Annotated in this window: 20 protein-coding genes; 9 read left to right on the top strand and 11 right to left on the bottom strand. The window is 61.4% G+C overall.

The genetic code is table 11. The annotated features are described in order from the left end of the window. Positions 1-230: 230 nt before the first annotated feature. The 4 genes from J1G37_RS22445 to J1G37_RS22430 all read right to left on the bottom strand — a co-directional run bounded on the left by J1G37_RS22445 (position 231) and on the right by J1G37_RS22430 (position 2,357). Positions 231-521, bottom strand: coding sequence for a YgaP-like transmembrane domain (locus J1G37_RS22445; RefSeq protein ID WP_207045445.1), 291 nt, complete (start codon positions 519-521; stop codon positions 231-233). Positions 522-588: 67 nt separating this feature from the next. Further along, a complete protein-coding gene (locus J1G37_RS22440; protein ID WP_014717486.1) occupies positions 589-1,056 on the bottom strand; it encodes an RNA methyltransferase in 468 nt (155 codons plus the stop codon). A 180-nt stretch (positions 1,057-1,236) separates the two neighbouring features. Next, a complete protein-coding gene (locus tag J1G37_RS22435; protein WP_017736286.1) occupies positions 1,237-1,611 on the bottom strand; it encodes a YajD family HNH nuclease in 375 nt (124 codons plus the stop codon). A 59-nt stretch (positions 1,612-1,670) separates the two neighbouring features. Beyond that, positions 1,671-2,357 (bottom strand): hypothetical protein, encoded by a 687-nt coding sequence (locus J1G37_RS22430; RefSeq protein WP_207045443.1) that lies wholly within the window; start codon positions 2,355-2,357, stop codon positions 1,671-1,673. Between the two features lie 78 nt (positions 2,358-2,435). Between J1G37_RS22430 and J1G37_RS22425 the strand changes: the two genes are divergently transcribed. Beyond that, complete coding sequence (locus J1G37_RS22425) at positions 2,436-2,720, top strand: hypothetical protein (RefSeq protein WP_207045441.1); 285 nt, start codon at positions 2,436-2,438, stop codon at positions 2,718-2,720. On the opposite strand, the gene J1G37_RS22420 is transcribed toward J1G37_RS22425, so the two are convergent. After that, positions 2,717-3,190: a cyclic nucleotide-binding domain-containing protein gene (locus J1G37_RS22420; protein ID WP_207045439.1), complete on the bottom strand. Its 474-nt coding sequence runs from the start codon at positions 3,188-3,190 to the stop codon at positions 2,717-2,719. The two genes, J1G37_RS22425 and J1G37_RS22420, sit on opposite strands and share 4 nt — an antisense overlap. Before the next feature lie 69 nt (positions 3,191-3,259). After that, positions 3,260-5,302 carry a S9 family peptidase gene (locus J1G37_RS22415; protein ID WP_207045437.1) on the bottom strand — a complete coding sequence of 681 codons (2,043 nt, stop codon included), beginning with the start codon at positions 5,300-5,302 and terminating at the stop codon, positions 3,260-3,262. A 24-nt stretch (positions 5,303-5,326) separates the two neighbouring features. On the opposite strand from J1G37_RS22415, the gene J1G37_RS22410 reads away from it, so the two are divergent. Genes J1G37_RS22410 through J1G37_RS22400 form a run of 3 tightly spaced genes read left to right on the top strand, consistent with a single transcriptional unit; the run spans position 5,327 to position 7,209 of the window. Continuing rightward, a complete protein-coding gene (locus J1G37_RS22410; RefSeq protein ID WP_207045435.1) occupies positions 5,327-5,857 on the top strand; it encodes an MFS transporter in 531 nt (176 codons plus the stop codon). Between the two features lie 21 nt (positions 5,858-5,878). After that, positions 5,879-6,655, top strand: a complete 777-nt coding sequence (locus J1G37_RS22405) for a class II glutamine amidotransferase (RefSeq protein ID WP_026136743.1) — start codon at positions 5,879-5,881, stop codon at positions 6,653-6,655. Between the two features lie 11 nt (positions 6,656-6,666). Beyond that, positions 6,667-7,209 (top strand): DUF2937 family protein, encoded by a 543-nt coding sequence (locus J1G37_RS22400; protein ID WP_207045434.1) that lies wholly within the window; start codon positions 6,667-6,669, stop codon positions 7,207-7,209. A gap of 48 nt (positions 7,210-7,257) precedes the next feature. Here J1G37_RS22400 and J1G37_RS22395 read toward each other — a convergent pair whose 3' ends face one another. Further along, the gene (locus J1G37_RS22395) at positions 7,258-8,178 is read right to left on the bottom strand and encodes a LysR family transcriptional regulator (protein WP_124528017.1); all 921 of its coding nucleotides are present in this window, start codon (positions 8,176-8,178) and stop codon (positions 7,258-7,260) included. Positions 8,179-8,354: 176 nt separating this feature from the next. Here J1G37_RS22395 and J1G37_RS22390 point away from each other — a divergent pair, with 176 nt between their 5' ends. From J1G37_RS22390 to J1G37_RS22380, 3 genes are read left to right on the top strand one after another with little or no spacing between them, the layout of a single operon-like run. Continuing rightward, positions 8,355-9,095 (top strand): 5-oxoprolinase subunit PxpA, encoded by a 741-nt coding sequence (locus tag J1G37_RS22390; RefSeq protein WP_207045432.1) that lies wholly within the window; start codon positions 8,355-8,357, stop codon positions 9,093-9,095. Continuing rightward, a complete protein-coding gene (gene pxpB / locus J1G37_RS22385; protein WP_207045430.1) occupies positions 9,092-9,796 on the top strand; it encodes a 5-oxoprolinase subunit PxpB in 705 nt (234 codons plus the stop codon). Before J1G37_RS22390 ends, pxpB begins: the two co-directional genes overlap by 4 nt. Further along, positions 9,793-10,707, top strand: a complete 915-nt coding sequence (locus J1G37_RS22380; protein ID WP_207045429.1) for a biotin-dependent carboxyltransferase family protein — start codon at positions 9,793-9,795, stop codon at positions 10,705-10,707. Before pxpB ends, J1G37_RS22380 begins: the two co-directional genes overlap by 4 nt. Positions 10,708-10,831: 124 nt before the next feature. Here the strand turns inward: J1G37_RS22380 and J1G37_RS22375 are convergent, their stop codons facing one another. From J1G37_RS22375 to J1G37_RS22365, 3 genes are all read right to left on the bottom strand, one after another. Further along, the gene (locus J1G37_RS22375) at positions 10,832-12,010 is read right to left on the bottom strand and encodes a VWA domain-containing protein (protein ID WP_207045427.1); all 1,179 of its coding nucleotides are present in this window, start codon (positions 12,008-12,010) and stop codon (positions 10,832-10,834) included. Further along, complete coding sequence (locus J1G37_RS22370) at positions 12,010-12,855, bottom strand: MoxR family ATPase (RefSeq protein WP_003210690.1); 846 nt, start codon at positions 12,853-12,855, stop codon at positions 12,010-12,012. The genes J1G37_RS22375 and J1G37_RS22370 overlap by 1 nt, the downstream gene beginning before the upstream one ends. Positions 12,856-13,068: 213 nt before the next feature. Beyond that, on the bottom strand, positions 13,069-14,145 hold the full coding sequence (locus J1G37_RS22365) for a DUF748 domain-containing protein (RefSeq protein ID WP_207045426.1): 1,077 nt from the start codon (positions 14,143-14,145) through the stop codon (positions 13,069-13,071). Between the two features lie 125 nt (positions 14,146-14,270). Between J1G37_RS22365 and cysK the strand changes: the two genes are divergently transcribed. Together cysK and J1G37_RS22355 are read left to right on the top strand one after the other, a co-directional pair. Further along, on the top strand, positions 14,271-15,245 hold the full coding sequence (cysK, locus tag J1G37_RS22360) for a cysteine synthase A (protein WP_124528022.1): 975 nt from the start codon (positions 14,271-14,273) through the stop codon (positions 15,243-15,245). An 85-nt stretch (positions 15,246-15,330) separates the two neighbouring features. After that, on the top strand, positions 15,331-16,266 hold the full coding sequence (locus J1G37_RS22355) for an aspartyl/asparaginyl beta-hydroxylase domain-containing protein (protein WP_017735303.1): 936 nt from the start codon (positions 15,331-15,333) through the stop codon (positions 16,264-16,266). Between the two features lie 133 nt (positions 16,267-16,399). Here J1G37_RS22355 and acnA read toward each other — a convergent pair whose 3' ends face one another. After that, positions 16,400-19,141 carry an aconitate hydratase AcnA gene (gene acnA / locus J1G37_RS22350; RefSeq protein WP_207045424.1) on the bottom strand — a complete coding sequence of 914 codons (2,742 nt, stop codon included), beginning with the start codon at positions 19,139-19,141 and terminating at the stop codon, positions 16,400-16,402. Between the last annotated feature and the right edge of the window lie 174 nt (positions 19,142-19,315).

Genomic DNA, 19,315 nt, shown 5'->3' with positions numbered 1-19,315 from the left:
CCATGCTTACGGCGTTGAGTTTGAACTCGCTGGAATAGGACTTTCGCATCATCTGCACACCTCAGGTTTGGGCGCCATCATAGTGCCCTATTGATGTGTCCAAATTCATTAGGCCAGTTCAGCTTGCTCGCGAAAGCGGTGAGTCAGTCAACTCATGTGCTAACTGACAGACTGCATTCGCGAGCAAGCCCGCTCCCACATTTGGATCTCCAACATCTGATAAATCGGGTTCAGACGGTGGTTTTTTCCGACGCCACTTCAGCCGGGGTCTTCAGGCTTTTCAACTCGGCCCCCACGCGCTCGATCTTCGTACGAACCGTGTTCATCTCCTGGCGCCCCTGCTCCAGCTTGTCCTTGAGCGAGCTGTGCCCCGTGATCCCACGGGCCAGCACCACGCCGCCAATCGCTACCTGGATCAAGCCGAAAATCCCGCCACGGCGCAGGCCTTTGCCCACCATCATCACGCCACCGGCCACGGAGCCGAGGCGTTCCAATCCGTGCACGTTTTTGCTGTCGTTCATGATCTGTCTCCAACAAGGCGAGTGATACGTAGCTGACCGCCCGCAGGCGCCGGATGTTCCCGCAAACTCAGTATTTGGGGCCCGAACGGGTGTTGTTGCCCTTGGCCAGGCGGTCGTAGAGCACCACGTTGACGGTGGCGGCAAGGTTCATGCAGCCGGTGGTCGGGATGTAGACCACGTCTTCACACCAGTCGCGGATCTCTTTGTCGAGGGAGCCGTCTTCGGGGCCGAAGATGTACAGCGCGCGGTCGGGGTGGGTGTATTCGGGCAGCGGGCGGGCGCCGTCCACCAGCTCCACGGCGACTGGGATGCAGCCCAGGGGCAGGATCTTTTTCAGGTCATCGATGCCGATCAGCGGAATGTCGTGGTGGACCTTCTTGGTGTCGGTGATGAAATCCCGCGCACGCTCGTAGCGCACGCCGGTGTAGAACACCGAGGCCACGCCGTAGCAGCCGGCGGCGCGCATGACCGAACCGACGTTTTCGGGGGATTTGGGGTTGTACAGACCGATGCAGCTGTAGCGTTTATTGCCCACGGGGAAGGGTGCCTTGGCGGAAAAAAACGCGATTATACGGTGCTGGGGGCTGTGGTGCTTGGGGGATCGCTATCGCAGGCAAGCCAGCTCCCACAGTTGACTGCATTCCAACTTTGAAATGCGGTCAACTGTGGGAGCTGGCTTGCCTGCGATGAGGCCAGTACCGACAACAAAGAACGATCAGTCGTCCTTCTTCATCAACCCCGCCAACGCCGCAAACGGGTTATGCGTAGCCTTGGCAATCGTTGGGCTGCTGGTGGACCCTTCGCTGAAGTATTGCTGGTCGGTATACCGCGAGTGCTCGTTGTCGTGGCAATACAGGCACAGCAATTCCCAGTTGGAGCCATCCTGGGGGTTGTCATCATGGTTATGGTTGCGGTGGTGCACGGTCAGTTCGCTCAAGCGCTTGCCGGAGAACTCACGGGTGCAGCGGCCGCACACGTGGGGGTACATCTTCAACGCTTTGTCGCGGTAGCCCATTTCCCGGTCGCGCTGGGCATCGGCGAGGATGCGGTCCAGCTTGGCGGTGTGGGAGGGCGGGTTGGTTGAGCTCATCATGGCTCCTATATTTTGGTGGTCACGGATACGCTTGATTCTAGCCGTTCACGGCGCAATTAGCCCTTGAGCTTTTCGGCAATCCAGATGGTGTGGCGCGTACCTTTGTTGCCGTGGGCGAACACCTGCACTTCTTCGGCCTTGAAGCCGGCCTTGCGCAGTTTGTCGCTGAACAGCTTGTCGGCACTCGCCGACCACACCGCCAACACGCCCTTGGGGCGTAGGGCCTTGGCGCAGGCGGCGAGGCCACCGGCGGAGTACAGCCAGCTGTTGGCTTTTTGCGTGAGGCCTTCGGGGCCGTTGTCGACGTCGAGCATGATCGCGTCAAACCCCTGGGGTTCGGCTTGTAGCACCTTGGCCACGTCTTCCATGCGGATCACCGTGCGCGGGTCCAGCAGCGGGCGGCCGGATTTCTCCCCCAGCGGGCCACGGTTCCACTCCACCACGCCGGGCACCAACTCGGCGACCACCACTTCGGCGGTCTTGCCCAAATGCTTGAGCGCCGAGGCCAGGGTAAAGCCCATGCCCAGGCCGCCGATCAGCACCCGCGAATCCGCGCGCCCGGCGACCTTGCGGCAAGGGATCTCTGCCAGCGCGTCTTCGGAGCCATGCATGCGCGTGTTCATCAACTGGCCGCCGTCACCGCCCTGGATCTTGATCACAAAATCCTCGCCGTATTCGAACAGGCACAAGGCACCGCCGTTGTCGGGGATCGGGGTGGTGTCCAGCAGAACGAAACGTTTCATGGAAATCTCATTGGGAAGGGCATTCTTGCGCGGTTGGGAGTAGCCTTACGACATTCCGGTCAGGCCATGGAGCCATCGATGAAGTGCAGCATTCTAACGGTCATTGTGCTTGGCGCGCTCACATTGGGTGCGGCGCAGGCTCAGGAGTTGCAAACCGTACCGGTTGCGCCGGCGCCAACCCCAGGCGCACCGGGCACGCCCACGCCGACGTTATACCCGCAGGTCACCCCGCCGGTCGCGCCCAAGGCCACGGCTAACGGTTCCCCCGCGCTGGTGCCGATCGTGTTGCCGACGCCGCCAAAAGACCAGACCGTGCCCGGCTTGCAGCAGAACGACAGCAAACCGAAGACCCCAGGCGGTTAAAACTGCTGGGAGAGCAATTGCCCGTCGGCCATGCGCAGGCGCTTGGAGAGGGCAATGGCGATGGCACGGATAATCTTCGCCGCGACCCTGGGCGCGTCATTGAGCATTTTTTCCAGGGAATCCTTGCCCAGGTTCAACAGCACACAATCGCTGGCGGCGACGCAACTGGCGGAACGTCGCTCGCCATCGAGCACGGCCATTTCGCCAAACGCCCGCCCGCTGCGCAGGGTGGCGATGGTCACGCGCTGGCCACTGGGGTTGGCTTTTTGCACCGCCACCTGGCCGCTGTGGAGGATGCACATGAAGGTGCCGGCATCGCCTTCGAGGAAGATCACCTCGTCCCGGGCCATGCTGCTGATGTTGAAGTAGCCGGCGGCGATGTGAAAATCTTCCGGCAGCAGCGGATCGAACAGGCCGCAGTCCATGAGCATGTCGCGGATTTCGTTATTCAGTAAGGTCGGTTCTGGCATAGCGGCAATCTTGGTCCGTCAATCTTGTAGGGCGGTCCTGTGTTCAGACAGAACCGCCGCGCTTAGTTCCTAAATCAGTCCCAGTGCCTTGAACACAAATGCATATTCGAGCGCTACGTCACGTAATCCCTGGTAACGCCCGCTCATGCCACCGTGGCCGGCGCCGAGTTCGGTCTTGAGCAGCAGCAGGTTGTCGTCGGTTTTGGTATCCCGCAACTTGGCCACCCACTTGGCCGCTTCCCAGTACTGCACGCGGCTGTCGTTGTAGCCGGCGATCACCAGCAGGTGCGGATAAGCCTGGGCGCGAACGTTTTCGTACGGCGCATAGGCTTTTATCCGTTCGTATACGTCCGGTTCTTCCGGGTTGCCCCACTCGTCGTACTCGGTGATGGTCAGCGGCAGGTCCGGGTCGAGCATGGTGTTGAGTACGTCGACGAACGGCACTTCGGCAATCGCCGCCTGGAACAGCTGCGGGCGCTGGTTGAGCACCGCGCCGATCAACAGGCCGCCGGCGCTGCCGCCGCTGATGGCCAATTGCTTGGAGGTGGTCAAGCCCTCGGCGATCAGGTGTTCGGCGCAGGCGATAAAGTCGCTGAAGGTGTTCTGTTTGTGTTCCTGCTTGCCGTTGCGGTACCAGGCCTCACCCAGCTCGCCGCCGCCGCGCACGTGCGCAATGGCAAACGCCACGCCGCGGTCCAGCAGGCTCAGGCGCGCGTGGGAGAACCACGGGTCGAGGCTCGAACCGTAGGCGCCGTAGCCGTACAGGTACAGCGGCGTCGGCTTGCCCAGTTGGTCACGCTTGACCACCAGGCTGATCGGCACCTGGGTGCCATCGGCGGACGTGGCCCACAGGCGTTGGCTGACGTAGTCGTCGGCGTTGAACGCGCCCAGTACCGGGGTTTCCTTGAGCACGACTTGCGCGCCACTGGCCAGTTCCAACTGGCGCACCTGGGCCGGACGGTTCAGGGCCTCGTAGCGCAGGCGGATCTTGTCGCTGGGAAATTCCAGGCTGTTTTGTACGTAGAGGCTGTAGGCGGCGTCGGGCAATTCCACGCGATAGGCGGGCAGACCCTCCGGATGCACTTCGATCACCGGCAGGCCGCCGATGCGCAGGCTCAAGGTCATGGCGCTGGCATTGAGGCTTACGCCGTCGAGCATCACGTCGTCGCTGTGGGGGATCAGGTTCTGCCACTCGGCCTCGGTCGGCACGTCGCCAATGTCAGTTGCGGTGAACAAGGCGTAGTTGATGCCATCGCGGTTGCTGCGGATAAACCAGGTCCAGGCGCCATTCAGTTGGCCGTGGTCGACATCGTATTCATGGTCTTCGACCCGGGGTGCCAGGCAGGTGAAGTCGAGGTGTGGCTGCTCGGCGTCGAGGGCCCAGATTTCGCTGGTGGTCTTGCTGCCCAAGGCCAGCAGCAACTGGCGTTCGGAGCTGGAACGGTAGCAATGCAGGAAGAAACGTCCGTCGGGCTCGTGGAACACTTCCTGCGCCGCCGTGCCGTCCAGGCGATAGCGATACAGCTTGTGCGGGCGGTGGGTGTCGTCCAGCTCGCCAAAGAACAGGGTCAGGCTGTCATTGGCCCAGGTCATGCTGCCGTCGCAGTCCGCGAACTCCAGTTCGCTGACTTTGCCGGTGGCCAATTCCTTCACGTACAGGGTGAAAATCTCTTCGCCGCTGGTATCCAGGCTGTAGGCCAGGCGCTGGTGGTCGGGGCTGATGCTGAACGCGCCGAGGGAGAAGAAACCGCCGTTGGCCAGCACGTTCGGGTCCAGCAACAGCTCTTCGCTGCTTTCATCAACCACGTTGCTGTCGTCTGCCGGGCGGCGGCAGCGGTAGTGACGGGCGTATTCGTCACCGGCGGTGGTGCGCGTGTAATACAGGTACGGGCCCCACGGGGAGGGCAGGGACAGGTCGGTTTCGAGGATGCGGCCCTTGATCTCTTCGAACAGGGTTTCACGCAGGGCCTGCTGGTCGGCGAGCTGGGCTTCCTGCCAGGCGTTTTCGGCCTTGAGGTAATCGAGGACTTCAGTGCTGTCGCGTTCCTGCAACCAGGCGTAGGGATCCTGGCCTGGGGCCTTGCGGGCAATCGGAGCGGGCGATGTAGGCATGGATTATTCTCTATCTGGCGGACGGTGGCAGGCTTTGCAGCCGCGACACGCAAAAGCCGTTATCATAGCCGCCTCTTTGCCAGCCTTGCCATGGACACCATGACCGAGAACGACTATCTGACCGCTTGGGGCCTTTACGCCTTCGCCGCTTTGGGCTGCCTGTTGGTGTGGTGGCGCATGACCCGCTGGATCTGGCGCTGGTTGCGCGAGCCGCTGCAATTGCTGATGGCGGTGTTGCTGTTCAGCCCGACCATCGTCGACCCGGTCAAGACTCAGTTCGCGCCAGCCGTGGCCATCACCGCGCTGGACCTGGTGCTCAAGGTCGGCAACAACGCCTGGCGGGCCATTTCCGACTTGTTCATGTACACGATGATCGCCTTTGCCGTGTACCTGGTGATCGTGTTGATCCGCTGGCCCATCGAGCGTGGCGCCAAGGCCCGCCGCGAGCGCAAGGCCGCTGCCGATGCAGCCTTGGCCGCCGAGCCGGCCGATGATGACGAACCTTTCCGCCGCCCGGCACCTGTGAGCGGCATGCGCGTCGAACCGCGCCTTTAACGTTGTAGCGAGAGCCCTGGCATGTGTGAATTATTGGGCATGAGTGCCAACGTCCCCACCGACATTGTGTTCAGCTTTACCGGGCTGATGCAGCGTGGTGGCCGCACCGGTCCCCATCGTGACGGTTGGGGCATCGCCTTCTATGAAGGCCGTGGCCTGCGTCTGTTCCAGGACCCGGCGGCGAGCAGTGAGTCGGAAGTCGCACTGCTGGTGCAGCGTTATCCGATCAAAAGTGAAGTGGTGATTGGCCATATCCGCCAGGCCAACGTGGGCAAGGTGTGCCTGTCCAACACCCACCCGTTCGTGCGCGAGCTGTGGGGGCGCAACTGGTGCTTCGCCCACAACGGTCAACTGGCGGACTTCAATCCCCGCGCTACGTTCTATCGGCCCGTGGGCGACACCGACAGCGAAGCGGCGTTCTGCGATCTGCTCAACCGCGTGCGTGAAGCCTTCCCCGAGCCGGTGGACATCGAGCAGGTGCTGCCCGACCTGATCGCCGCCTGCGCCGAATACCGCAGCAAAGGCGTGTTCAACTGCCTGCTCAGCGACGGCGACTGGCTGTTTTGCTACTGCTCGACCAAGCTGGCACAAATCACCCGTCGCGCGCCGTTTGGCCCGGCGCGCTTGAAAGATGTCGACGTGATCGTCGATTTTCAGGCCGAAACCACGCCCAATGACGTGGTCACGGTGATCGCCACCGAGCCACTCACCGACAACGAAAACTGGACCCGCTACGAACCGGGCCAATGGAGCCTGTGGCGACGCGGTGAATGCGTCAGCCAGGGCATCACCGAGTAAGGATATCGACCATGTTGCTCAGCTATCTGCGGTTGGTGTTGTTTGCCATCGGTTTGTTGGTCGGCGTACAGGTGCCGGGGTTTATCAGCGACTACGCCAAGCGCGTCGAAGCCCACCTGATCGAGGCCCAGACCGGCTTGCGCGGGTTTGACGCCACCGCGCAGCAGTTCTTCAAGGGTGACCTGCAGGCCCTGGTCGCGCATTACCGCGCCAGTGATGACCCGGTGTTCCAGAGCGACGCCAACAGCCTGGGCGCGATGCTTGACCGCCAGGTGGCATTGGACAAGCAATTCCAGGCGATGCAAGGGCCGTGGTACATCCGCGTGCTGCAAGTGGCGGTGGCGGCTGACCCGGATATCCGCCAGGAGACCTGGAACGGCTACAGCTACCAGATCCTGCTGACGCCAGAGGCCATGGGCTGGGGGTTGGGTGGGGCGATGCTGTTGTCGTTCGGGCTGGAATGCCTGTTCCGGCTGATCGATTGGGTGGTGTTGGGCGGCAAGCGTTTGCGTCAGAGCCGGCCGATCGAGGAGCGTGACCTGAAAGGTCTCTAAAGCCCAACTCGGTTAACTGTGGGAGCAGGCAAGCCAGCTCCCACAGTTTTAATCGGGTTTTGTCAGTAGCATCCGCTCTGGGCCGACTTCCTCGGCATAGCGGGCCACCACCTTCTGGCACAACCCGACAATCTCCTCCACCAACTCCACCCCCACGCGCCACGACACCACCACCTGCAAGTTCGGCAGTTTCTGCGCCATCGGCAACATCACCAATTCCCCCCGCGCCAGCTCCTCCATCACCAGCACCGGCGGCAGCGCGCCGACCCCGAAGCCATCGCGCAACAAGCGGGTAATCGCCGACACCGAATTCACACAGTTCATCCGTGGCGCGGCCACGCCGTTGGCTTGCATCAGGCGCAGCACGTCCTGGTGTGGGTGGGAGTTTTTCGAGTAGGTGATGATGCGCTCCTGGGCCAGTTCGGCGAGGGACGCGTAGTCGCGGTGGTAGATCGATTGGCTGGCGACGATCCAGGCCATGGGGTGGCTGCACAGCTCCAGGCTGCGCACGGTTTCGAGGCGCAGCAGGTCGGTTTGCAGGATCAGGTCGAGGAAACCTTTTTGCAGCTGATCGCTGAGGTTGAGTGCGGTATCGGCGACCAATTCGATTTCCACCAGCGGGAAATGGTCCATCAGTTCCGCCACCAATGGGCTCAGCCAGGTGTGGATCACCGTGTCCATCGCGCCGATGCGGATGCGCCCGACCTTGCTGCTGGTGGTTTCCAGCGACTGCTTCAGGCCTTGCATGGTCACCATCATCTGCTCGGCGTAATCGAGTACCTTCACGCCTTCCGGGGTCAGGCTCACGCCGCGTGAATCGCGCAGAAACAACTTCACCCCCAGTTCGCTTTCTAGCACCGCGATGCGGCTGGAAATCGAGGCCTGGGTGGTGAACAGCTTCTCGGCGGTCAGGCGAAAGCTCTTGAGCTTGGCCACCCAGACGAAGGTTTCGAGGAACTTCAAATTCATGGGATCAACTTTTTCTTATGCATGGATCGGTTTTTATTAGTTGGACGCCGCACCGGGCCAGCGCCAAAAATCGAGCTATTCCACGATAAGCGTCGTTGGGGTGTCAGGACAAGTTGCGAGTTCTGTGTAAAAAATCCCACACTACAAAAAAATAAAGCCTACAGGAGTAGCCCACCGTGAGCCGCTTGCTACTGAATTGCGACATCGGCGAAAGCTTTGGCAACTGGACCATGGGTCTGGACGCCGAGGTCATGCCGTTCATCGATTGCGCCAATGTGGCTTGCGGCTTCCATGCCGGCGACCCGAGCATCATGCGCAAGACCGTCAGCCTGGCGCTCAAGCACGGCGTGCAAGTGGGCGCCCACCCGGCCTATCAGGATTTGCAAGGTTTCGGCCGCCGCTCCATGGCCTACACGCCGCAGGAAATCCAGGACCTGTTGCACTACCAGATCGGCGCCCTCGACGGCATCTGCCGGGCCCAGGGCGGGCGGGTGAGCTACGTCAAACCCCACGGCGCGATGTACAACGACATGATGGCCAACCCAACGCAATTGCGTGCCGTCATCCAGGCCGTGGCGGCCTACGGCGACCTGCCGCTGATGTTGCTGGCGACTCGCGACAACAGCGCCGCGCAGGCCTTGGGCGATGAATATGGCGTCACCCTGTGGTTCGAGGCCTTTGCCGACCGTGCCTACGACAACAACGGCCATCTGGTTTCGCGCCAGTTGCCCGGCGCTGTGCACCATGATGCCGAAACCATCATGCAGCAGTCCCTGACCATTTCCCGTGGCGAAGCGCTGATCGCCAGCGACGGCACCCCGCTGGTGTTGCAGGCCAATACCCTGTGCGTCCACGGGGACAACGCCAGTTCGGTCGCCGCCGTGCAGCGCATCCGCGAGGCATTGAAGAGCGCATGAAGCCACGGATTGAAGTAGTGGCCATCGACTGCCTGATGGTGCGTCTGTTTGATGCCATCGCCGAAGCCAATATGCCGTGGATGCTTGCCGCCACCCGGCGCTTGCGCGATGGCTTTGGCCCGGCGTTGGTGGACCTGGTGCCGTCCTACACCACCTTGATGGTGCATTACGACCTCACCGCGTTGAGCCCGGCCCAGGCGCGTGCATTGATTGATCAGGCCCTGATGGACCTGCAACCGCAAGCCCAGGGCAGCGGCCAGTGCCATGTGCTGCCGGTGTGGTACGACTTGAGTGTCGGCCCCGAGTTGACCTTGCTCAGTCAACGCAGCGGCTTGAGTGTCGATGCCGTGATCCGCCAGCACAGCGCCCACGAATACCAAGTGTTTGCCCTCGGCTTCGCCCCCGGTTTTGCCTTTATGGGGCTGGTGGATGAAATCCTCGCCACGCCGCGCCTGAGTACGCCGCGCAAACGCGTGGCGGCCGGCAGTGTAGGCATCGCCGAACGGCAAACCGCCGCCTATCCGGTGGTATCGCCCGGCGGCTGGAACCTGATCGGCCGCACCCCGGCCAAGCTGTTCGACCGCGATCGCGACGGCTACAGCCTGATGCAACCCGGTGACACGGTGCGCTTCGAGCCCGTTGACCACGCTGAATTCATCAAATTGGGTGGCGATGACACGCCGTTGGAGGCGCAGGCATGAGCCGCTTGATCATCGAGGCCAGCACGCCGCTGTGCCTGTTGCAGGACGCCGGGCGCTTTGGCGTGCGCCACCTGGGCGTGACCCAGGGTGGGGCGCTGGATTGGGTGTCGATGGCCTGGGCCAACTGGCTGCTGGACAATCCGTTGGACGCGCCGGTGGTGGAGATCACCCTGGGCGGCTTCACCGTGCAGGCCGAGGACTATTGCTTGCTGGCCCTGGCTGGTGCGGACTTGGGCGCATACATCGACGAACGGGCCATCAGCCCCGGCCGCAGTTTTATCCTGCAAAAGGGCCAGCGTTTGCGTTTTACCCAGCCGTTCAACGGTGCGCGAGCCTACCTGGCGGCGCCGGGCGGGTTTGATGCGCCGGCTGTGCTGGGCAGTTGCGCCACGGTTGTGCGTGAGGAACTGGGCGGTGTGGACGGTTTTGGCAAGGCGTTGGTCGAAGGCGGGCGTCTGGCCTATTGCGGTACAGGCGGCGCCATGAAGGTGCTGAATGCGCAGGATCTGCGGTCCGATAAACCGTTGGATGTGATCGTCGGCGCGCAGATCGGCCAGTTCAGCGGGCAAAGCCTGTTTGATGCGTTCAACACCGAGTGGTCCCTGGACAGCCGCGCCGACCGCATGGGCATGCGTCTGCTGGGCACGCCGTTGCAGTACCAGGGGCCGTCGCTGATCTCCGAAGGGATTCCGTTGGGCGCGATCCAGGTGCCGCCGGATGGGCAGCCGATTGTGTTGCTCAATGATCGGCAGACGATTGGCGGTTACCCGCGCTTGGGCGCGTTGACGCCGTTGGCGCTGGCGCGGCTGGCGCAGTGTTTGCCGGGGGAGAAGGTGCGGTTGGCGCCGGTGGTGCAGGAGACTGCACACCAGCAGCATATCGACTTCTTGCAGCGCTTTTTGAATAGCTAAAAGCATCGCAGGCAAGCCAGCTCCCACAGTTGAATGCATTCCAAAGCTGGAGTGTATTTCAACCTTGGAATGCATTCTCTTGTGGGAGCTGGCTTGCCTGCGATAGCGCCGGTGAATTCACCGCCTACTTGGAGAGGAAACGCATCCCTTCTTCCAACCCCCGCAACGTCAGCGGATACATCTGATCCTCCACCAACTCCCGCACAATCCCCGTCGACGCCGTATACCCCCAAGTGTCCTTCGGATACGGATTAATCCAGATCAGCTTCTTGTACTTGGCCATGAAGCGCTGCATCCACACATACCCCGGTTCTTCATTCCAATGCTCGACGCTGCCGCCGGCCTGGGTAATCTCGTACGGCGCCATTGACGCATCGCCGATAAAGATCACTTTGTAATCCGCGCCGTACTTGTGCAGCAGGTCCTGGGTGGAGGTGCGTTCCGAGGTGCGGCGCGCGTTGTTCTTCCACACCGACTCATAGACGAAGTTGTGGAAGTAGAAGTACTCCAGGTGCTTGAACTCGGTCTTGCACGCCGAGAAGAGTTCTTCGCAGATCTTCACGTGGGCATCCATCGAGCCGCCGATGTCGAACAACAGCAGCAACTTGATGGTGTTACGCCGTTCCGGGCGCATCTGGATATTCAGCAAGCCAGCGTCGCGGGCGGTGTGGTCGATGGTGCCATCGATATCCAGCTCTTCCGCCGCACCCTGGCGCGCGAATTTGCGCAGGCGGCGCAGGGCGATCTTGATGTTGCGCGTGCCCAGTTCCACCTGGTCGTCGAGGTTCTTGTACTCGCGCTGGTCCCAGACCTTCACCGCCTTGCCCTGGCGCTTGCCCGCATCGCCGACGCGAATGCCTTCCGGGTTGTAGCCGCCGGAACCGAACGGGCTGGTGCCGCCGGTGCCGATCCATTTATTGCCGCCGGCGTGGCGTTCCTTCTGCTCTTCCAGGCGCTTCTTGAATTCTTCGATCAGCTTGTCGAGGCCGCCGAGGGTTTGGATCTGCGCGCGTTCTTCATCGCTCAGCGAGCGCTCGAACTCCTTGCGCAGCCACTCTTCGGGGATCAATGCCTGCAGGTGGTCGTCGAGTTTTTCCAGGCCATTGAAATAGGCGCCGAAGGCCCGGTCGAACTTGTCGAAATGCCGCTCGTCCTTGACCAGGATCGCCCGGGCCAAGTAGTAGAACTCGTCCATGTCGGCGAAGGTCACGCGCATTTTCAGGGCGTTGATCAGGTCGAGCAGCTCGCGCACCGACACCGGCACCTTGGCGGCGCGCATTTCATTGAACAGGTTGAGCAGCATCAGCGGTTACCGCGACGGCTCATGAACGCCAGACGCTCCAGCAACTGCACGTCTTGCTCGTTCTTTACCAGCGCACCGGCCAGCGGTGGGATGGCCTTGGTCGGGTCGCGTTCGCGCAACACGGCTTCGCCGATATTGTCGGCCATCAGCAGCTTGAGCCAGTCCACCAGTTCCGAGGTGGACGGTTTTTTCTTCAGGCCTGGCACCTTGCGCACGTCGAAGAACACGTCCAGCGCTTCGCTGACCAGGTCCTTCTTGATGTCGGGGTAGTGCACATCGACGATCTTTTGCAGGGTGGTGCGGTCGGGGAAGGCGATGTAGTGGAAGAAGCAGCGGCGCAGGAACGCATCCGGCAGTTCTTTTTCGTTGTTGGAGGTAATGATGATGATCGGGCGTTTCTTTGCCTTGATGGTCTCGTCGATTTCGTAGACGTAGAACTCCATCTTGTCGAGTTCTTGCAGCAGGTCGTTGGGGAACTCGATGTCGGCCTTGTCGATTTCATCGATCAGCAGGATCACCCGCTCCTCGGACTCGAAGGCTTCCCAGAGCTTGCCCTTCTTCAGGTAGTTGCGTACGTCGTGGACCTTGTCCACGCCCAGTTGCGAGTCGCGCAGGCGGCTCACCGCGTCGTACTCGTACAGGCCCTGATGCGCCTTGGTGGTGGACTTGATGTGCCAGGTGATCAGCTTGGCGCCGAAGGATTCGGCCAGTTGCTCGGCGAGCATGGTCTTGCCCGTGCCGGGCTCGCCCTTGACCAGCAGCGGCCGCTCCAGGGTGATGGCGGCGTTGACGGCCAGTTTCAGGTCGTCGGTGGCAACGTAGGCCTGGGTGCCTTCGAACTTCATCGGTGTTTCCTCGCATTCATCAATGCCCGGACTATACCGCGCAGCCCCGGCGACTGTGAACGCAGACGGGTTATTCAGTCTCTGAATGGCGGGTCACGTCCTTTAATCTGTACTCGTACCCATGTGGGAGCTGGCTTGCCTGCGATAGCGGTGTATCAGCTAAAGATGTGCAAGCTGACACACCGCTATCGCAGGCAAGCCAGCTCCCACATTTTAGTCCGTGCTAGGCTTGGGCTGTTCGTAGCGCGCATTGAACGCTTGGATGAAACCATTGCGCAAAATCGCCAAAAACGCACCGAACGCGCTGACATCCTGCTGATGCACGCTACCACTCAGCTCCACCCGCGTGGCGAACTGGTTCTTCTGCTGGTTCTTCAGCACCGTCTCGCTGGCACCCACCACGGCCTCCCAGATCGAACGGAAGATGTTCTTGTCCTTGTTTTCCACATCCTGCTGCCAGTCGAACACTTCCACGTCCCGCAGCAGCGGCTTGATATAGCCGGTGAGCTGGCCTTTTTCCGCCTGGGCTTCGATCACCACGTCGCCGGTGCCGGCCTTGAAGTCGAACTTGCCGTAGGCCGAGGCAAAGGCGTTCATGCGCTTGAGCTGCAAATCCTTGGCGCGGAAACGGAATTCGAAGTTTTCGAAATTGCTCAGCGGATCAAAGGTCGCGCTGGCTTCCAGCGGCGCCTGGCCTTGCAGCAGGGCCTTGCCTTCGAAGCGGGCGTCGCGCTTGCCTTTGACGTCGACGATGTTGGTCAGGTTGTAGAAGCTGGCATTGACGGCGGTGGCGTCGATCTTCACCGGCGGCTTAGAGTTGAAGTTGTGGAAGGCAATCTTGCCGTCTTCGATGCGCACTTCGTCGAGGGTGATCGGTGCCAGTTTGCTCAGTTGCGCGCGCCAGTCGGTGCCTTTACCGGTCTGGGATGCCTGTTTGTTGGCGCCGCCATCGACGAAATTCACCTCAGGCTGGATGAATTGCACCTTGGCCACGACGGCATGGTCGTCCCACAGCGCCTGCCAGCTGACTGATAAGTCGATCAACGGCGCCTTGAGCAGCGGCACTGGCACCTTGCCATCAACCTTGATGATCTCCAGGCCGTTGATCTTGTAGGCGCCGCGCCACAGGGCGACGTCCACGTCAGTGACCTGGCCACGGTAGTCACCCATGTCGGCGAGCTTGTCGTTCAGGTAGTTACGCACCAGATAGGGCAGCGCGAGGTCCAGGGCGACCAGCAGTACCACCAGTCCGGCGACGGTCCATAGCAGCCAGCTGTAGCGACGTTTCATTGGGCATTCTCCATGTCTGTAGGAGATGGACTCTTGTGGGGCGCGCAACGTTCCTCGACTGGACGCGTTGCGACACGAGGCATACCCTTGGGGCCTTCCTGAATACCGCCCACATAGGACCCGTCATGAGCCGCATCTTTGCAGACAACGCGCACTCCATCGGTAACACGCCCCTGGTGCAGATCAACCGTATCGCCCCGCGTGGCGTGACCATCCTGGCCAAGATCGAAGGGCGTAACCCCGGTTACTCGGTGAAGTGCCGCATTGGCGCAAACATGATCTGGGACGCGGAAAGCACCGGCAAACTCAAGCCGGGCATGACCATTGTCGAGCCGACGTCGGGCAACACCGGCATCGGCCTGGCGTTTGTCGCCGCCGCCCGTGGCTACAAGCTGCTGCTGACCATGCCGGCGTCCATGAGCATCGAGCGGCGCAAGGTGCTCAAGGCCCTCGGTGCCGAGCTGGTGCTGACCGAGCCGGCCAAGGGCATGAAGGGCGCGATTGAAAAAGCCGCTGAAATCGTCGCCAGCGACCCGGCCCAATACTTTATGCCGGGCCAGTTCGAAAACCCGGCCAACCCGGCGATCCACGAAAAAACCACCGGCCCGGAAATCTGGAACGACACCGACGGCGCCGTGGATGTGCTGGTGGCAGGCGTGGGCACCGGTGGCACCATCACGGGCGTGTCGCGCTATATCAAGAATATTGCGGGCAAGCAGATCCTCTCGGTGGCCGTTGAGCCGATTGTCTCGCCGGTGATCACCCAGGCGCTGGCCGGTGAAGAGATCAAGCCGAGCCCGCACAAGATCCAGGGCATCGGCGCCGGTTTCGTGCCGAAAAACCTCGACCTGTCGATGGTTGACCGTGTCGAACTGGCCAGTGATGAAGAGTCCAAGGCCATGGCCCTGCGCCTGATGCAGGAAGAGGGGATTCTGTGCGGTATCTCCTGCGGAGCCGCGATGGCCGTGGCCGTGCGCCTGGCGCAGAAGCCGGAGATGCAGGGCAAGACCATCGTGGTGATCCTGCCGGACTCCGGTGAGCGCTACCTGTCGAGCATGCTGTTCAGCGATCTGTTTACCGATCAGGAAAACCAGGCTTGATGTGTGTCAGCGCCGATACCTTGGGCCTTCTGCATAATGGCCCAAGTGTTTATGATGCCCGGCGCATTTTTCCAGGAGTTGCTGCATGACCTTTTCTTTGGCCGCCAAACTGTCGGTGTTGCTGTTGTTTATCGGCAGCACGCTGTACGTGCACCTGCGTGGCAAGGCCCGTTTGCCGCTGTTGCGCCAGTTCGTCAACCATTCGGCGCTGTTCGCCCCGTATAACGCCTTGATGTACCTGTTCTCGGCCGTGCCGTCCAAGCCGTACCTGGACCGCAGCAAGTTCCCGGAACTGGACGTACTCAAGGACAACTGGGAAGTGATCCGCGAAGAGGCCATGCACCTGTTCGACGAGGGTTACATTCGCGCCGCCGAAAAGAACAACGACGCCGGTTTCGGTTCGTTCTTCAAGAAGGGCTGGAAGCGTTTCTACCTCAAGTGGTACGACAAACCACTGCCCTCGGCCGAGGCGCTGTGCCCGAAAACCGTGGCGCTGGTGAGCAGCATTCCCAACGTCAAGGGCGCGATGTTCGCGCTGTTGCCGGGCGGCAGCCACCTCAACCCGCACCGCGATCCGTTTGCCGGTTCGTTGCGTTATCACCTGGGCTTGTCCACGCCGAACTCCGACGCCTGCCGCATCTTTGTCGACGGCCAGGAGTACGCCTGGCGTGATGGCGACGACGTGATGTTCGATGAAACCTATGTGCACTGGGTGAAGAACGAGACGGAAACCACCCGCGTGATCCTGTTCTGCGACATCGAGCGGCCGCTGAGCAATGGCTTCATGACCCGCGTCAACCGTTGGGTCAGCAAGCAACTGGGCCGGGCCACGGCGCCGCAGAACCTGGACGACGAGCGCGTCGGCGGGATCAACCAGGCGTATGCGTGGAGCAAGACGTTCAGCGACAAGTTCAGTGGTGTGGTGAAGCAGTGGAAGCGCAAGCATCCCAAGGCTTACCGGATTGCGCGGCCGGTGTTGGCGGTGGTGGTGTTGGTACTGCTGTGGAAGTGGTTGTTCTGATCTGAATTTGTGAATACGGTCAAAACTGTGGGAGCTGGCTTGCCTGCGATAGCGGTATGTCAGCTAAATAAATGCTGGCTGGCCTACCGCAATCGCAGGCAAGCCAGCTCCCACATTTGATTTGCAGCGTTGCTTAGGATGCGATCAGCTGGCGCAGGACGTAGTGCAAGATGCCCCCCGCCTTGAAGTATTCAACTTCATTGAGCGTATCAATCCGACACAACACCTCAACCTTCTCTTGACTGCCATCCTCCCGCGTAATCACCAGCGTCAGGTTCATCCGCGGTACGATCTCTGCGTCCGTCAGCCCGAGAATATCGATCTGCTCCTTGCCGCTGAGCTTGAGGGTCTTGCGGTTCTGATCCAGCTTGAACTGCAACGGCAGCACGCCCATACCCACCAGGTTGGAACGGTGGATGCGCTCGAAGCTCTCGGCAATCACCGCCTTCACCCCCAGCAGGTTCGTACCCTTGGCCGCCCAGTCGCGGCTTGAGCCGGTGCCGTATTCCTGCCCCGCAATCACCACCAACGGCGTACCCGCCGCCTGGTATTGCATCGACGCATCGTAGATCGCCATTTTCTCGCCGGTGGGGATATACAGCGTGTTGCCGCCTTCCTCGCCGCCGAGCATTTCGTTGCGAATGCGGATGTTGGCAAAGGTGCCGCGCATCATCACTTCATGGTTGCCCCGGCGTGAACCGTAGGAGTTGAAGTCTCGCGGCTCCACGCCTTGCTCGCGCAGGTAGCGCCCGGCCGGGCTGTCGGCCTTGATGTTGCCGGCGGGGGAGATGTGGTCGGTGGTCACCGAGTCGCCCAGCAGGGCCAGGACATTGGCACCTTGTACGTCCTTGATCACCGGCAGCGGCCCGGCAATATCATCGAAGAACGGCGGATGCTGGATGTAGGTGGAATCCTTCTGCCACACGTAGGTGGCGGCTTGCGGCACTTCAATGGCTTGCCATTGCGCATCACCGGCGAACACCTCGGCGTATTCCTTGTGGAACATGCCGGTGCTGACCTGGGCGACAGCGTCGGCAATCTCTTTGCTGCTGGGCCAGATGTCCTTGAGGTACACCGGCTTGCCGTCCCTGTCGTTGCCCAGCGGCTCGCTGCTGATGTCGATGCGCACGGTGCCGGCCAGCGCATAGGCAACCACCAGCGGCGGTGAGGCCAGCCAGTTGGTTTTCACCAGTGGGTGCACGCGGCCTTCGAAGTTGCGGTTGCCGGACAGCACCGAGGCCACCGCCAAGTCGGCTTTCTGGATGGCTTTTTCAATCGGCTCGGGCAGCGGGCCGGAGTTGCCGATGCAGGTGGTGCAGCCATAACCCACCAGATCGAAGCCAAGCTTGTCGAGGTATTGGGTCAGGCCCGCAGCCTTGTAGTAGTCGGTCACCACTTTGGAACCCGGCGCCAGGGAAGTCTTGACCCAGGGTTTGCGTGTGAGGCCCTTTTCCACGGCCTTTTTCGCCACCAGTCCGGCCGCCATCATCACGCTAGGGTTGGAGGTGTTGGTGCAGGAGGTGATTGCGGCGATGACCACGGCGCCGTTTTTCAGGCGATAGGTCTGACCTTCGAAGTCGTAATCGGCTTCACCCACCAAATCGGCATTGCCTACAGCAACACCGCCACCGCCTTCGCTTTCCAAGCGCCCGACCTCTTTGTTGGCCGGTTTGAATTGCAGGTCGAGGAAGTCGCTGAACGCTTGGCCGACATTCGGCAGCGAGACCCGGTCCTGCGGGCGTTTCGGCCCGGCCAGGCTGGCTTCGACGCTGCCCATGTCGAGGGCCAGGCTGTCGGTGAACACTGGTTCCTGGCCGGCGTTGCGCCACAGGCCCTGGGCCTTGGTGTAGGCCTCCACCAGTTTGACGGTGGCTGAAGGACGGCCCGACAGGCGCAGGTAGTCCAGCGTCACTTCATCCACTGGGAAGAAGCCACACGTAGCGCCGTATTCCGGGGCCATGTTGGCGATGGTGGCGCGGTCGGCCAACGGCAGGTCGGCCAGGCCGTCGCCATAGAACTCGACGAATTTGCCCACCACGCCTTTCTTGCGCAGCATCTGCGTTACCGTCAGCACCAGGTCGGTGGCGGTGATGCCTTCCTTGAGCTTGCCGGTGAGTTTGAAACCGATCACTTCCGGGATCAGCATCGACACCGGCTGGCCGAGCATCGCCGCTTCCGCTTCGATGCCGCCCACGCCCCAGCCGAGTACGCCAAGGCCGTTGATCATGGTGGTGTGGGAATCGGTACCGACCAGGGTGTCGGGGAACGCGTAGGTGCGGCCGTCCTCGTCCTTGGTCCACACGGTGCGGCCTAGGTATTCGAGGTTGACCTGATGACAGATGCCGGTGCCCGGCGGCACCACGCTGAAGTTGTCGAAGGCGCTCTGGCCCCAGCGCAGGAAGGCGTAGCGTTCGCCGTTGCGCTGCATTTCGATATCGACATTCTGTTCGAAGGCATCGGCGTTGCCGAACTTGTCGACCATCACCGAGTGGTCGATCACCAGGTCCACCGGCGACAGCGGGTTGATGCGCTGCGGGTCGCCACCGGCCTTGGCCACGGCGGCGCGCATGGCGGCCAGGTCGACCACGGCGGGCACGCCGGTAAAGTCTTGCATCAATACCCGCGCGGGACGGTACTGGATCTCGCGATCGGACTGGCGCTCCTTGAGCCAGGCAGCGATGGCCTTGAGGTCGACGCCGGTGACGGTTTTGGCGTCCTCCCAGCGCAGCAGGTTTTCCAGCAGCACTTTGAGCGACATCGGCAGCTTATCCAGGTCGCCCAGGCTTTTGGCGGCTTCGGGCAGGCTGAAATAGTGGTAGGTCTTTTCGTCTATTTCCAGGGTTTTAAGGGTTTTCAGGCTATCAAGCGATGACATGACGCGACTCCTTATGATCCGCACGGCTACGGACCTGACGGGACGGACAGAGCTGTAAAGCTAGCCCTGTTTTCATTAGCAGGCTAATAACTGGACTCTATGGTGAAGTCCAAGGTTCCGAACTCAGTTATCATGCGCGCGTTTTCATGACAGGCCTTGCGCTACAGCAAGCCA

This window comes from Pseudomonas sp. Marseille-Q1929 (genome assembly GCF_017316265.1).
In the GTDB taxonomy this organism is placed as follows: Bacteria; Pseudomonadota; Gammaproteobacteria; order Pseudomonadales; family Pseudomonadaceae; genus Aquipseudomonas.
The sequence above is the reverse complement of the archived record's forward strand: the minus strand, read 5'-3'. Positions and strand labels throughout refer to the sequence as shown.